At 64.5% G+C, this 14684-nt stretch carries 14 protein-coding genes; 4 read left to right on the plus strand and 10 right to left on the minus strand.

Annotated elements, in window-relative coordinates:
- The first annotated feature begins 177 nt into the window (after positions 1-177).
- From CH273_RS11045 to CH273_RS11060, 4 genes are all read left to right on the plus strand, one after another.
- A complete protein-coding gene (locus CH273_RS11045) occupies positions 178-1218 on the plus strand; it encodes an ABC transporter substrate-binding protein (RefSeq protein ID WP_032394850.1) in 1041 nt (346 codons plus the stop codon).
- A gap of 140 nt (positions 1219-1358) precedes the next feature.
- Complete coding sequence (locus CH273_RS11050) at positions 1359-2519, plus strand: ABC transporter ATP-binding protein (RefSeq protein ID WP_032394851.1); 1161 nt, start codon at positions 1359-1361, stop codon at positions 2517-2519.
- Between the two features lie 59 nt (positions 2520-2578).
- Positions 2579-4243: an ABC transporter permease gene (locus CH273_RS11055; RefSeq protein ID WP_032394913.1), complete on the plus strand. Its 1665-nt coding sequence runs from the start codon at positions 2579-2581 to the stop codon at positions 4241-4243.
- Positions 4240-5004 carry an SDR family NAD(P)-dependent oxidoreductase gene (locus tag CH273_RS11060; protein ID WP_032394852.1) on the plus strand — a complete coding sequence of 255 codons (765 nt, stop codon included), beginning with the start codon at positions 4240-4242 and terminating at the stop codon, positions 5002-5004. The genes CH273_RS11055 and CH273_RS11060 overlap by 4 nt, the downstream gene beginning before the upstream one ends.
- 31 nt (positions 5005-5035) lie before the next feature.
- Here CH273_RS11060 and CH273_RS11065 read toward each other — a convergent pair whose 3' ends face one another.
- From CH273_RS11065 to CH273_RS11110, 10 genes are all read right to left on the minus strand, one after another.
- Positions 5036-6052 (minus strand): MBL fold metallo-hydrolase, encoded by a 1017-nt coding sequence (locus CH273_RS11065; protein ID WP_032394853.1) that lies wholly within the window; start codon positions 6050-6052, stop codon positions 5036-5038.
- On the minus strand, positions 6049-6384 hold the full coding sequence (locus tag CH273_RS11070; protein WP_032394854.1) for an EthD family reductase: 336 nt from the start codon (positions 6382-6384) through the stop codon (positions 6049-6051). Before CH273_RS11070 ends, CH273_RS11065 begins: the two co-directional genes overlap by 4 nt.
- Before the next feature lie 68 nt (positions 6385-6452).
- Entirely contained in the window at positions 6453-7076 is a 624-nt protein-coding gene (locus CH273_RS11075) for a TetR family transcriptional regulator (RefSeq protein WP_032394855.1), read from the minus strand.
- Positions 7077-7118: 42 nt separating this feature from the next.
- Positions 7119-8636, minus strand: a complete 1518-nt coding sequence (locus tag CH273_RS11080; RefSeq protein WP_094637994.1) for a class I adenylate-forming enzyme family protein — start codon at positions 8634-8636, stop codon at positions 7119-7121.
- Positions 8633-9709, minus strand: coding sequence for an alcohol dehydrogenase catalytic domain-containing protein (locus tag CH273_RS11085; RefSeq protein ID WP_032394914.1), 1077 nt, complete (start codon positions 9707-9709; stop codon positions 8633-8635). Before CH273_RS11085 ends, CH273_RS11080 begins: the two co-directional genes overlap by 4 nt.
- Positions 9709-10467 carry an SDR family NAD(P)-dependent oxidoreductase gene (locus tag CH273_RS11090; RefSeq protein ID WP_032394857.1) on the minus strand — a complete coding sequence of 253 codons (759 nt, stop codon included), beginning with the start codon at positions 10465-10467 and terminating at the stop codon, positions 9709-9711. Before CH273_RS11090 ends, CH273_RS11085 begins: the two co-directional genes overlap by 1 nt.
- 43 nt (positions 10468-10510) lie before the next feature.
- A complete protein-coding gene (locus CH273_RS11095) occupies positions 10511-11269 on the minus strand; it encodes an SDR family NAD(P)-dependent oxidoreductase (RefSeq protein ID WP_032394858.1) in 759 nt (252 codons plus the stop codon).
- Entirely contained in the window at positions 11266-12468 is a 1203-nt protein-coding gene (locus tag CH273_RS11100; protein ID WP_032394859.1) for an acyl-CoA dehydrogenase family protein, read from the minus strand. Before CH273_RS11100 ends, CH273_RS11095 begins: the two co-directional genes overlap by 4 nt.
- Before the next feature lie 30 nt (positions 12469-12498).
- A complete protein-coding gene (locus tag CH273_RS11105; protein WP_032394860.1) occupies positions 12499-13458 on the minus strand; it encodes a phosphotransferase family protein in 960 nt (319 codons plus the stop codon).
- Positions 13455-14663, minus strand: a complete 1209-nt coding sequence (locus tag CH273_RS11110; protein ID WP_230596702.1) for an acyl-CoA dehydrogenase family protein — start codon at positions 14661-14663, stop codon at positions 13455-13457. Before CH273_RS11110 ends, CH273_RS11105 begins: the two co-directional genes overlap by 4 nt.
- Positions 14664-14684 lie beyond the last annotated feature (21 nt).

Below are 14684 nucleotides of genomic sequence, written 5' to 3' on the forward strand. Positions count from 1 at the left end.
TTGACATCACAGGAGACGACAGCTATCTTTCAAACTGACATCAGTTCAGTTTGGCGGAAGTTGCTGTTGGTTCGAGCTCGCACGTCGGGCCTGCGATCGGATGTCGACTAACTCCACGTCTTACGACGACTCGCCGAGTCCGCGGGAAGTCATCGACGTGCCCGAAAGGAACGCAGCATGAACAAGTTCAGGACGACGGTGGTTGCCGTGGCAGCGACGGCTGTGTTGGTGGGCCTCACGGCATGCGGGGGGTCGTCTTCCTCCGGGTCCGCTCCGGTCGAGGGCGACTGGGACGCAGTGGTCGCGGCCGCCGAGGAGGAGGGCAGCGTGATGCTCTACTCGAGCCAGAAACCGGCCAACCTCGATGCGCTGACGGCGGCCTTCGAGGCAAAGTATCCGGAAATCTCGATGGAGTACGTGCGCGGCACCGACTCCGAGATCAACCCTCGGGTCGAGACCGAGAACCGGACGGGAACCGGCATCGCCGATGTCCACATGACCACCGACGCGTCGTGGATTCGGAACGCCGCCGAGTCCGGAAAATTCTCGACCGAACTCGTGGGCCCCGATCTCGATGCGGCAGCGTTCGATCCGGCCAAGAGCGTGATGAACGATCGATTCTTCTTGACCAGTGCTGCGGTCTTCGGGCTGGGCTGGAACACTGCGGCCGTCCCGGACGGCGTCAGCGCACCCGAAGACCTGATCGACCCGAAGTTCCAGGGCAAGATCGGCATCGTGAACCCCACCGGATTCGCGTCGTACGTGGACCTGTACAAGTACTACGCCAAGAACTTCGGGGAGGACTACTGGAACCGGATCGCCGAACTCTCGCCGCGGGTGTACCCCAGCGCACTCGCAGTGGCGCAAGCTCTCACCTCCGGTGAGGTGACGGTCAGTCCCATGGTGCAGCCGCTCGTCACCGAGGTTGCCGCCGGGGCACCGGTCGATTGGGCTCTGCCCGACAAGCCGTGGGGAACACCGTGGTACTCGGAGGTTCTCAGCGCCTCGCAACACCCCAACGCAGCACAGGTGCTCGCGAACTTCATGGTGACGGCCGAGGGACAGCAGGCGTTGAACGGCGGATATGCAGCGGTCCTTCCCGACATCGAGGGAGCGGTCGCGCGAGCTCAGGACATCGCATCTCCCGACATCGACGAACTGACTCCCGAGAAGGTCGACCAGTACTCCCAGGAATGGCAGACCCTGTTCCAGGGCTGACCTTCCACGAACGGTACGAGAACGCAGACCGTCGCCACTGTGCGCTGGATGCGAAATGATATGTGACAGAGCCGGACACCGCGGTCGACGCACAGCGGCCGCCGGTGTACGCACACCGATGCTCCGAAAGTGAGTATGCAATGACCTCTCGATTCGCGGTCTCCGGACTGACGAAGACCTATGGTGCCAACGTCGTCGTCGACAGTCTCGACCTCGAGATCGAGCAGGGCGAATTTCTGGTCCTGCTCGGTCCGAGCGGTTGCGGCAAGACCACGACCTTGCGATGCCTCGCCGGGCTGGAGGCCCCGCAGGGTGGTTCGATTTCGTTCGCGGGTCGGACGGTGTTCGACGCGTCGTCGAAAGTCCATGTCCCCGCGCACAAGCGAAACATCGGCATGGTGTTTCAGTCGTATGCACTGTGGCCCCACATGACGGTCGCCGAGAACATCCGATACCCGCTGACGGTCCGCAAACTGAAGAAGGCGATTGCCGACGGCGCAGTCGAGACGGCCGCGAACATGGTCGATTGTGGCGCGTTGCTCGACCGGTACCCATCGCAGCTCAGCGGTGGCCAGCAGCAACGTGTCGCGGTGGCACGCGGGCTCGTGGCCCAACCGGATCTGGTGTTGTTCGACGAGCCGCTGAGCAATCTGGATGCGCGCCTGAGGGATCAAGTTCGATCTCAGATTCACCAGTTGCACCAACAGCTCGGTTTCACCGCTGTGTTCGTCACTCACGATCAGTCGGAGGCGTTCGCTCTCGGCGACCGTCTCGCGATCATGAAGGCCGGAAGAATAGAGCAGTACGACGAGCCCGAGCACGTCTTCGAGAACCCGACATCGGAATACGTCGCCGCGTTCATCGGAATGGGCAATCGACTCGAACTCCACCGCGGCCACGACGGCTGGGTCACCAGCGGATCCGACGTCATCGACCTACAGACTGCAACGATACGAGAGCGTGCCGACGAGGGCACTCGCGCGGTGGCCAGGTTCCGGCCGGACGACGTGCTGTTGCACGACACTGCCCAGCAGGTGCCGACCGGAAACATTGCCCTGCACGCAGAACTCGTGACGTACGAATACGGCGGTCGGTACTTCGACGTGGCGGTCAAGACCGGTGACGAGCAGTTGACGCTGCGAGCCACGGCAACCGAACACAGTGCGGCGCTGCGGCGTAGCAAGCCCGGACAGCCGGTACTCGTCAGCTTCGCGCCGTCGTGTCTGCGGGTGTTCGCGCTTCCCGACACGTCGTCGGCCGCGAGCTCCGAGCTCGTCGGTTCCGCGGGAAAGACCGCGTGATGGCAACGCTCGTCGACGTCGAACGTCCCGAGTCAACCGAGACGGCCGGCAAGCGCTCGATGCCTATTTCGCCGAATTGGCGCGCGCGAATCGGGTACGCCGCCGTCCTCGCCGTATTGGCCTACCTGGTCGTACTCCCGATGGTGCGTCTGCAGATGCTCGCGTTCGAAGACGGAGCTGCCGGATACCGAAGTCAGTACGGCCGCTTCGACATCGGCGTCACCCTTCGAACCACGGTGGCGTTGGCGCTGGGTTCGTTGGTCATCGCGATGGTTCTGGGAACGCTGCTCGCCTTCGCTGCGAGCAGGCTTCCTGCCAAGCTGGGTTGGCTTCGCGTCATTCCCATCCTGCCGATCGTGATGCCGGCGGTGGCGAGCGTGGTGGGGTGGGCATTCCTGCTCTCCCCCGGGCCCGGTTACCTCAATGTGCTCCTTCGACTGTTGCCGTGGTGGAGCGGATCGGACAGTGGCCCGATCGACGTGTACACCGTCCCGTGGATCATCGTTCTCACGGGCTTCGGTCTGACGTCGTTCGTCTACCTGTTCGTCAGTTCCGGCATGCAGAACATCAGCTCCGAGCACCTCGAAGCCGCTCAGGTCAGTGGATCGTCCACGGTCGGAATCTTTTTCAAGATCGTCCTCCCGCTGCTTCGACCGTCCCTCATCTACGGCGGCGGCATCGCGCTGCTCCTCGGACTCGGCCAGTTCACCGGCCCCCTCCTGTTGGGTGCGAACACCGGCGTCAAGGTGCTGACCACCGAGATGTACCGCCGGGTGTCGGAGTCCCCGTCCGACTTCGCGGCGGCAGCGGCCGCGGGCTCTCCGCTGGTGATCTTCGGACTGGTTCTGGTGCTGGCACAGAAAGCGTTGCTGGGCAACCAGACTCGCTTCGTCACGCACGGCGGCAAGGCTTTCGCTCCCTCCACCGGTAAAGCGACGTGGGCCACGGTCACCATCGTCGTGTTCGCGCTCTTCGCCTTGGTCATCCCGCTGATGGGTCTGATCATCGTCTCGTTGACGCCGTACTGGTCGGGATCGCTGTCGCTGAGTCTGTTGACGCTGGACAACTTTCGGGCACTGATGGATACGACGGCGGTGGTGGAGTCGGTTCTGACCAGTGTGTTGACCTCACTGGGGGCGGTCGCGATCTGCATTCCGCTCGGCTACCTGATGGCAAACCTTCTCGTCCGCGGTCGTCGGTTCAGAATTCTCGCACTCATCGCAGACCTCATGACCGCACTGCCACTGGGCATCCCGGCCGTGATATTCGGCGTCGGATTCCTGCTCACGTACACCGAGCCGCCGCTGATCCTCTACGGAACCAGAACGGTGATCATCCTCGTGTACATCGTGCTGATGCTGCCCTTCTCGACGAGGATGCAGATGACCGCCATGCTGTCGCTCGGCAACACGTACACCGAGGCTTCGGCCACCAGTGGTGCATCACCGTTCGTGACGAATCTCCGAATCATGTTGCCGCTGATGCGTCCGACGATCCTCAGTGCCGTCGCGCTCATGTTCATTCTGCTGACCCACGAATTCGCTGCATCGCTTCTCGTGCGAGCGTCGACAACCCAGGTGATGGGCACGTTGCTGTTCGACATGTGGCAGAACGGCTCCTATCCGCTCGTCGCCGCGATGGCCTTGCTCATGACTGCCGTCACCACGATCGGTGTCGCCGCGGCGATGCTCGTCGGCGGCCGCAACGTGCTCAGCAAGCTGTGACGGGCGTCCAGTCCCGGCTCCAGGACAAGGTCGTTCTGGTCACCGGAGCAACCGGAGGGATCGGTACCGCGATCGTCGAGCGGCTGACCTCGGAAGGCGCAGTGCTCGTGGTGACCGACGTCGACGGGGCCGCGTGCGGCGCACTCGTGGCGGACCAGGCCGACAGCGAACGCCATCTCCCGATCGCCCTCGACATCACCCGGGAAGATCAGTGGCACAGCGCTGTCGAGGCCGCGGCCGCGCAGTACGGCCGGCTCGACGCCGTGGTGAACAACGGTGCCATCGGTAGCCTCGGAACCGTCGTCGACGAGGATCTCGACCGCTACAACCGAGTTGTCGAAGTCAGTCAGACCGGGACGTGGCTCGGGATGAAACATGCGGGCGCGTACGTCGAGCAATCCGGCGGAGGGTCCATCGTCAACATCTGTTCCATCCTCGGCAGCGTCGGCGGCCTCGGTAACAGCTTCGCCTACGCTGCGGCCAAAGGCGCTGTGCGCACGATGACCAAGAACGCAGCGCTGCACTGGGCCACCAAAGGTGTCCGCGTCAACTCCATCCACCCCGGCTTCATCGGCACCACGCAGCTGCTCGAACGCTACGAGGGATCCGAACGGCACAGCGCCATGATCGCGCACACTCCGATGGGTCGACTGGGAACAGGGGCCGAAGTGGCTGCCGCCGTTGCCTTTCTGGCCGGGGACGACTCCACGTTCGTCACCGGGACCGAGCTGTACGTCGACGGCGGCTGGACCTGCGACTGATCGAGCCGGCAGGGCTGTCGGCGACGGTGCTTCAGCGGGTGGTGAAGAAGTCCACCCCGTTGGAGGTCCGCGCCGACAGTCTGCCGCGCTGGACCAGAACGTCCAGGTGCGCAAGCGTCTCGCAGGTTGCCACCATCTGGTTGAAGCTGTCCAGAGTGGCGAACGATCGATCGTGCCGAGTCCACGTCAGGCCGGCCGCCACGTCCAACCCGGTTGCGCGAGCCATAGATTCGACGACGCTCTCTGTAGCGGCGAGACGGCGATCGTGGTGTTCGAGCAGCTGCCGGCAGCGCTCGTGCACGCCGGCACCCGGATGGCCGTGCGACGGCAACATCGTCCGGTCCGGTTCGTCGAGCATCACGGTCAGAGACGTTAGATACTCGGCCAGCGGGAGGTCCCACTCGCCGAGCTCGAACCCGATCGACGGCGTGATCGTGGGCAGAACGTGGTCTCCGGTGTAGCACAGGTTCCGGTCGGTGTCGTGAAACACCATGTGGCCCTTCGTGTGTCCGGGAGTGTGTGCAGCGACTACCGCATGGCCGGGAACGTCGAGGGGACCGGGTTGCAACCACGCGTCCGGTAGCTCCCAGTCTGCGGCGTCGAAGGGTTCGGCCTTCCCGCTCTCCGCTGCGATGCGAGCGATCTCGAACGCGCCCGCGCGCTCGAGTTCACGAATCGAGCTGACCGGAACGTTGCTGCGCAATCGACCGATCGCTTCGATGCCCGGAGCCTCTGCGGCACCGAGATGTACCCGGGTCCCGTATCGACGACGCAGCTCGACGGCGAACGTGTAGTGATCACGATGGACGTGAGTGACGTACACGTCGTGAATCTCCGACGGCCGACGCCCGATGCGACGCAACGCGTCGACGAGTTCGTCGTGCGTCGATGCCCGGTGCCAACCGCCATCGATCAGCACCAGCCCCGTATCGGTCTCGAGCACATAAACATTGATCGCACGCAGACCGTCCTGAGGCATCTGCAGAGGGACGCGATGAACGCCGTCTGCCACTGCGAAACAGCCCGGGTCGGCCCACGACGACGTCATCCCGCGTCGCTCGCGAGGGGCACCATCGTCTTCTCGTCGCCGTACCACATCATCCGTCGACCACCCATGGTCCCGACGTGGTCGACGGCCGCTTTCCACTCGTCACTTGCCAGAGCGGTTTCGAGTGCGTCGCGCGACTCGAAGCTGAGTACCGACAACCCGTCCCACCCTTGCGATTTGCTTCCGAATGCTTCGAGCAGTTCAGTGTGCTGCCAGCGGAGCAGGCCGGGCAGGGGATAAGTGACGTCGGCGTGCTCGCCCCGCCACCACGTGATGAACTGCTCGTGAGTCCACTCGTCCGGGCGGGCGGCGACAAGTACCAGGTTGTACATATTTCTCCTTAAGTGAATTCTGTTCAGTTCGTCGATCCGCAGGATGGCGCGTGACGACGTGCGTACTGTTACCTCCGCACGACCCGGATGGCCGCGTCCGTGACCAGGACGGTGATGTCGTCGATGGTCAGTCGACCGTCGGGCCGATACCACCGCCATACGCTGACCACCAGAGCGAGGACCAAACGCGCTGACATCGTCGGATTCGACTGCGCGAACTGTCCCGCCTCGATGCCCCGCCCGATCAGAGCGGTCCAGTTCTGTTCGATCCGTTGAACGAGCGCACGGCACTCGATTCGTTCGGCCTCCTCCTTGGCGGACTGCCGTTCGGTCGCCAGGAGGTCCATGTGGTTGTGCAGAATGCGGCGAGCCAATGCGTCCTGAGGCGAGGCGGCCAAGGACGCGGCAATCGCGGCGCGAAGGGCGTCCTCGGCATGCGTCACGCCATCGGTGGCCGCCACGAACCGTGCAGCGGAGTCCGCGAGTTCGATGCGCATGATGGTCAACAAGCAGTGCGCCTTGGACTCGAAGTAGTGGTACAACGCGGTCTGACCGATGCCGACCTCGTCGGCGATCGACGCCCATTTGGTGTGCTCGTAGCCCACCTTGCCGAAGTGGTCGATCGCCGCGGACAGAATGCGCGTTCGCTTGGACCGCGGGCTCTCGCGCCGGACGTCGGTTCCTACGGTCATGGTTGCCCCTACTGATAGCACGTGTTCCAGCTTCGGTCGAGTTTACATTTTTCGATGTGAATTCGAGTCAGTTGTAGCAGCGAGCTGCCGAGCCAGTGCTGTCGCATCGGGTCGGGACAGTTTCCCGACACGATTCTGCGGTAGGTCGTCGACGGTGAAGACGTATTCCGGCCACTTGGACTTGGGAAAGTCGTCGTTCGCCAACTGCGCCGTGATGTCCTCGAGTCCGAGGTCCTCACCACCGGTGACCACGAGAGCTGCCGCGCGCTCCCCCAGCAGGTCGTCGGGTACCGGTACGACACACACCTGCACCACGGACTGCAGCGAGGCGATGGCCGATTCGACCTCGTTGATGTCGATGTTGCGTCCGCCGCGGATGATGATCTGTTTCTGCCGACCCATGACGCGAATCGAGCCGTCCGACGCGACTTCCACCAGGTCACCGGTGGGAAGAAAACCGTCGGGTGTCAGCTCGGGCGGGACCGGCGTCCCGGCTCGGGCGTACCCGACGAACAGAGACGGGCCCTTGACCTGAGCGGCACCGATATCGTCCGCCGGGAGCGGATTGCCGTCCGAGTCCACGGCCCGCACAGTGGTGCCGGGAAACGGCCGACCGTCGCGTCCCAGTCGGATCGATACCGGGTCGTCGAGAGCAGGTGTCGTGTGGCCCAAGCATTCGGACATTCCGAACACGCGGAGGAATGTGGTGTCCAACCACTGTTCGGCCTTGGCGAGTGCGCGCTCGTTCATCGGTCCGCCGCCGATCGTCATCGCACGCATCGCTTCCAGCCCGCCTTCGGAGTTCGGAGCAACCGATAGCTGTAGCGCCATGGTCGGAACCAGCATCGTCCAGGCAATCCGGTGTTCCTTCGCTGCCCGCAGAGCCGCCTCCTGGGACCACTTGCCGATGGCGACCATCGGACCTCCCAGTAGCGCAGGCAGATACATTCCGAAGCAGAATGCGGCGACCGACGACAACGGCACGAAGGCACCGACCGCCTCACCCGAGCGCAGGCCGACCGCATCGATGGTGGATCGGCACGCGTATTCGATGGCGTCCTCGGACTGCACCACGCACTTGGGCCGGCCGGTCGAACCCGAGGTCATCGCGATCGCATCGCCTCCGTTCCATCGCGCGACAGAGGCGAACGCACCACTCTCCGCCCGCACCCGGTACGAGCCGAAGGCGGGCTTGTCCACGGGAAATTTCTCGTCGGACACACCCCAATGACGAAGGACCTCGGACGTTCCCACGACGACGTCCGGTCGGATGTCCTCGAGTGCCAGCGCGAACTCCGACTCCGTCGCGTGCGGGCTGACCACCGCGACCACACCGCCTGCGAGACCGACACCGAGGGCAGCCGCCACGGTTCCCCAGGTGTTGTCGGCCTGAATCGCCACGGTCGGCGGGCTGGGGTCGATACCGCCGAACACCTCGGCAAGGGATGTCGCCGCCTCGACCACGGTCCGGATCGTGTGACTGCCGTCCTCGTCGACGACCGCGACGGCATCGGGGGTCTTTTCGGCGCGGATGACCATCTCGCGAGCAAGCCGTTTCACTGGTGTGACTCTTTCCTGGTACGTGATGCACTCATGTCGAGAACTGCACGGCCGGTGACGGATCCGTCGCGCAAACGGCCGTAGGCAGAGATCGCCTCGCTGAAGGGGAAGGTGGTGGTTTCAGCGCGTAGCAGGCCGTCCTGCGCAAGCGCGACGACGGCTTCGAGGTCGCCGCGCGTGCCCCAGAACGGTGCATCCACCGTCCATCCTGCGGCCAGGCCGACATCCTTTCCGGCTGTCAGTCGGCCGCCCGCACTACCGACCACCACGAGAGAACCTCCGGCCCGCAGCAGGGCGGCGGCCGGCGCGATCGTGGTCGGGGCTCCGACGAAGTCGAGGACGAGATCCGCACCGTCCAGTGTCGTGAGACGGTGCGTCGCAGCGGAAACGGAGTCGTGGAACTCATGCGCTCCCGAGGACTGGGCCAGCGCAGCGGCTTCGGCCTTGGCGTCGATCGCGATGATGTGCGGCACGCCCATGGTGCGCAGGATCTGCAAAGCAAGGTGGCCGAGACCGCCGATTCCGATCACGACCACGATGCTGCGGTCGTCGATCACGGCGGAGTTGCTGCGAATGGCGTGATACGCGGTCAGTGCCGCATCCGCCAGGGGCGCGGCACCGAGAGGATCGAGATCGCCGATGGGAACGAGTACGCGCTCGGACGGCACCAGCATCAGCTCTGCGATGCCGCCCGAGTACCCCAGACCGTTTCCGATGGGGGCCAGCCGACCGTCGGGACGCCGAGCGAGGCTGCGACAGTAGTTCTCTCTGCCCCGCAGACAGTTCGGGCACGTTCCGCAGCTCCAGATTCCGTGGACGACCACGGCGCGACCGATCCAGGAAGGGTCTGCCGACGGTCCCGCCGAGACGACCGTTCCGGCCACTTCGTGCCCCAGCGTCAGCGGCAGGTCGTAGTCGAAAGTCTCTGCGCTCGAGTTCATCACGTGCAGATCGGATCCGCACAGTCCGGCTGCGTCCACCTGGATCAGAAATTCGTGCCCGGTCGGCACCGGGTCCGGCACCTCCTGGAACTCCGGTGCGCTCCCCCACTCGCGAATCTGCAAGGCCAACATCAGCGAGCAGTCCATCCGCCGTCGACCACAAGGGTCTGGCCGGTCATGTAGGAGCTGGCGTCCGAGGCCAGAAACAGCACGGCACCGTCGATCTCGCCCTCGACGCCACCGCGTCCGAGCATGGTGTTCCGCCGCACCCACCCTGCGGACTTGTCGTTGGTGAACAGGCCATCGGTCATCTCGGTATCGAACCACCCCGGCACCACGGCGTTGACGCGAATGCCTCGTCGACCCCACTGACCGGCCAGTTCACGAGTGAGGCCGAGCGTGCCTGCTTTCGACGCCGCGTAACTGGCACCGCCGATAGGAGCCGTGGACACCAGCCCGATCACCGACGAAATATTGATGATCGACGCTGTTGCCTCGATAGGCATCTTGCCGACCGCATAGGTGGCCAGATGGAACCCGGCGATCAGGTTGACGTCGAGGATGGACTGGAAACCGTCCAGTGTCTCGTCCTCGGCGTTGGGCGGACCGGGCTTGCCCGCGTTGTTGATCACGACGTCGAGCCGGCCGTGTTCGTCGAAGCATCGGTCGACGAGAGCTCGCCGGTCGCTGTCGTCGGTGACGTCGCACCGCACGGGCACGATGGCCGGGATCTCGGCCGACAACGCTTCGAGCCGGTCGAGCCGTCGCGCGGCGGCGTACACCGTGGCACCTGCCGCGGCGAGAGCCCGGGCGAAACCGAGGCCGAGCCCCGACGAGGCACCGGTGACCACAGCGACGCGACCGGTCAGCGAGAACATGTCCTGGGTCATGTGTCCACTTCCAAACTAATTGTCGGACAATAGGAGTGATCGGTCAGTACACGGCGGTACGGCCGCCGTCGACCGGGATGATCGCGCCCGTCGTGTACCCGGCGTCGTCCGAGGCGAGATGGGTGATCAAGCCGGCGAGCTCGTCGGGCCGCCCCAGCCGTCCGGCTGGGAGCCGGTCGACGATCTTGCCGATGAACTCTTCGTCCCAGTTCTCGGACATGTCGGTAGCGAAACCGCCGGGCATCACACAGTTGACGCGCACCGTGGGCGCGTACTCCTGGGCGAACGCGCGGGTCAGCGCATTGAGCCCGTTCTTGGCTGCTGCATACATCGCCTCGGGTGGGCTGGGTCGCTCGGCACCGATGCTCGAAATATTGATGATGGACCCACCTCCCGCAGCCGCCATCCGGTCCCCGGCGACGGCCATCAGCCGGAACGGTCCCTTGAGATTGACCTCGATCGTCTTGTCCCACAGACCCTCGGTGACCGACACGAGATTCTCCGCCAGCGGCGCGATCCCGGCGTTGTTGACGACGATGTCGAGGCTGCCGAATCGCGCGATGATGTCGTCGACGGCCGGTTCGATGCTGTCCCAGTGTCCGACGTGGAGCGCGTACGGATGTGCACTGCCCTGGCCCGAATCGCCCAGGCTCGAGACCGCGCTCTCGCAGGCGTCGAGCTTGCGGCTCGACACTATGACCGTCGCGCCCGCGTCCTTCAATCCGCGTGCGATCGCCAGACCGAGCCCACGGCTCGCTCCCGTCACCAGAGCGACCTTGCCGTCCAATTTCGGTGTACTCATGCGTACCTCTTGACCTCGAGTCGGGCGATGGTCCGCAGATGGACCTCGTTGGGGCCGTCGGCAATCTGCAGAGCTCGGGTGATGGCATAGAGCCGAGCGAGAATGGTGTCGTTGCTGACTCCGGCCGCGCCGTAGGTCTGCACCGCTCGGTCGACGACCTTGTGGGCCACCTCCATCGCAGCCACTTTGATCGCCGCCACTTCCGAACGAGCCGAGGCATTTCCGGCGGTATCCATCAACCAGGCCGACTTGAGCACCAACAACCGGATCTGGTCGATCTCCAAGCGGCTGCGGGCAATCCACTCACGCACCACACCTTGATCGGACAACGGTCCGCCGAACGCCTGCCGAGCGAGCGAGCGCCGACACATCATTTCCAGAGCGCGCTCGGCCATGCCGATCGCCCGCATGGCGTAGTGCATGCGGCCGGGCCCGAGTCGCCCCTGGGCGATGGCGAATCCGTCGCCCTCCTCTCCCAGCATGTTGGCGGCGGGCACGCGCACGTCGGTGAACTGAACTTCGCCGTGGCCCAGACGATCCTGGAACCCGAACATGGGCAGGTCGCGCACCACCTCTACGCCGGGAGCGTCGGCGGGAACCAGAATCATGCTCTGCCGGCGGTAGGTGGAACTGTCCGGGTCCGACTTCCCCATGAAGATCATGAGCTTGCAGTCCGGATCGAGAACGCCGGAGGTGTACCACTTTCGGCCGTTGACGACGTACTCGTCACCGTCACGGATGATCGTCGAGGTGATGTTGGTGGCGTCGGAGCTGGCGACATCGGGTTCGGTCATGGCGAAGGCAGATCGAATGGTGCAGTCCAACAGCGGCTTCAGCCATTGTTCCTTCTGCTCCTCCGTGCCGTACATCGCCAGAATTTCCATGTTGCCGGTATCGGGTGCAGAGCAGTTGATCGCCTCGTTCCCGATGATGGAACGGCCGACGATCTCGGCGAGCGGCGCATATTCGAGATTGGTCAGTCCCGCACCGAGGTCGTCGTGGGTCATGAACAGATTCCACAGCCCGAGTTCACGTGCGCGTGCCTGCAGATCCCGCATGATCTGCGGTTGCTCGTGCGGATTGTCGTTCGCGGCGATCTGAGCGTCGTAGACGCTCTCGGCCGGGTAGACGTGGTCGTTCATGAATCTTTCGAGAGTGGCCGACAATTCGGCCGTTCGTTGTGAGTAGGAAAAGTCCACTTCCGTGTGCTCCTGTCGAGTGATGGGGCGTCAGCGCGCGAGCAGTGCCGTGCCGGTGTCGATCAACCTGCGGATGGTTGCGGGCAGCTTTTCCTGATCCGGGTCGATGTGGCGACCCTCGCGATGCCGACGCAGGTTGTGGCCCATGATCGCTGCCATCTTCAACCGTCCCAGGGCGTCGAACCACGTCATGTCCGGGAGCGCCGGGCCGCTCCCGGTGTAGCAGGAGATCAGTTCGTCGGTACTGGGCAGACCGGGCACGTCGCGGCCGACACCGGGAAAGTTCGATCCGTCCGCGAATACGAGAAACCATCCCAATTCGACGCGTGGATCACCTGCGCTCCAGATCTCCCAGTCGATCAGAGCTGCCGGCTCGAGACCGTCGGAAATGATGTTTCCCAACCGGTAGTCCCCGTGGACCAGCGTGGGTGTGATCGCCGCCGGAATGTCTCGGCGGAGCAGTCGAACCAACTCGTCGGCACCCTCGACGAGTTCGACCGGAACCGCAGCAAGCGTTTTGGACCACCGATCCAATTCATCTGCCGGCGAGAGGATGTCGCCCACATCGGGGATGTCCGCGAGCGGCACGGCATGCAACGCCGGCAGCACCTCCGCGGCTCGACGCATTCGCGCGGCCGCGATACTCGGTTCTACCTCGGGGTCGTCGAGTACCGGTTCGAGCGACTCACCGACGACGAGCTCCATGGCGAACCACGCCGGTTCCTGCTGGTCGACCGCAACGATCGCCGGTACCGGCACCTCGGTGTCGGCCAGGGCACGCAGAATCGAGGCCTGCCGGAGAATGTCGTGCCGCCCGACCGAGCGCTGCCCTTCCGGGACTGCTTTGACGACGAAGTCACCGCCGGGCGTCCCCACTCGATACGTCAGTCCCGAGTGTCCACCGAGGAGCGGCTCGAACGTGCTGACGGTGACGCCGAGCTCGGCGTCGAGCGCGGCAGTCACCCGTGTGCGCAGGGAGGATTCGGTCATGGTCGCGGCTCTCTCGGCAGACCGAGCACACGCTCGGCGATGATGTTGTGCTGAATCTCGTCGGTACCGCCTGCGATGCGATAGCCCGGGGCCCCGAGTAGATGCTCGGACCACGCGAACGTGCCCCACCTTCCCGAGTCGGACGTCAGTTCACGACCGAGAAGCAGACGTGCGACCTCGGAGGTCCTCGCCATGGTGTCGGTGGCCAGGAGCTTTCCCAGTGACGCTTCCGGACCTGGATCGTTGCCGGCGATGACAGCACCGGCCACTCTCATGTTGCCGATTCGCTGCACGAAACTACGCGTCACCAGATCGGCCACGGCGTCACGCTCGATCTCGGTCAGCTCGCGGCCGAGGTTCTGAGCAAGGGCCACAGCACGATCCGCGTTCGCCAAACCGAGGTTACCGCCGTCCAGGCGTTCGGCCGCAAGCACTGTCAGGGCAACCTGCCAGCCCTTCCCGACCGGGCCGAGCCGAAGGTCGTCGCTCAGGTGCACCCCGTCGAGGTACACCTCGTTGAAGGAGCTGCCCCCGGTCATCTGCCGAATGGGACGTACGTCGACCCCCGAGGCGTCCATCGGGATCAGGAACATGGTGAGACCGGCGTGCTTGGCGACGGTGGAATCGGTTCGGCACAAGGCCACTCCGTAGTCGGCTACCCGCGCACCCGACGTCCACACCTTGTGCCCGTCGATCGTCCACGAGCCGTCCACTGCCTGGGTTGCTCGTGTCCGAACCGCAGCCAGGTCCGACCCGGCCTCGGTCTCGGAGAACAACTGACATGCGATGACGTCGGCCCGAAGCATGGCACGAACGAACCTGTCCCGTTGCTCCTCGGTTCCCCACTGCGCGACGGTGGGTGCGACCAACTGTTGCGTGACAGAGAACATCTCGGTCCTCTTGGGCACGTCGAACATGTCCTCGACGCGACGGAAGGCAAGTACGTACGATAGTGGCAGATCGCGGCCACCGTACTCGACCGGTGAGTTCAACGCGCCCCACCCCGCGTCGAATTTCGCCTGCTCGTACGCGGCAATCTCGTCCGTGTGCGCCTGCTCTTGCTCTGCGGTCCAATTCTCGAAGACCGCGACCGTGTCCGGCCCGTCTCCCCACGCGGAGTCGGTGCGCGGCGCGGCAACGGATTTCAGCCACGCTGTTGCCTGCTCGGCGAATTCGAGGATGTCCGGAATCGTTCGTTGTGTCACTGCATTACCTCTGGTTCGTCT

The sequence above is a fragment of the Rhodococcus sp. 05-339-2 genome (assembly GCF_002258965.1).
In the GTDB taxonomy this organism is placed as follows: Bacteria; Actinomycetota; Actinomycetes; order Mycobacteriales; family Mycobacteriaceae; genus Rhodococcoides.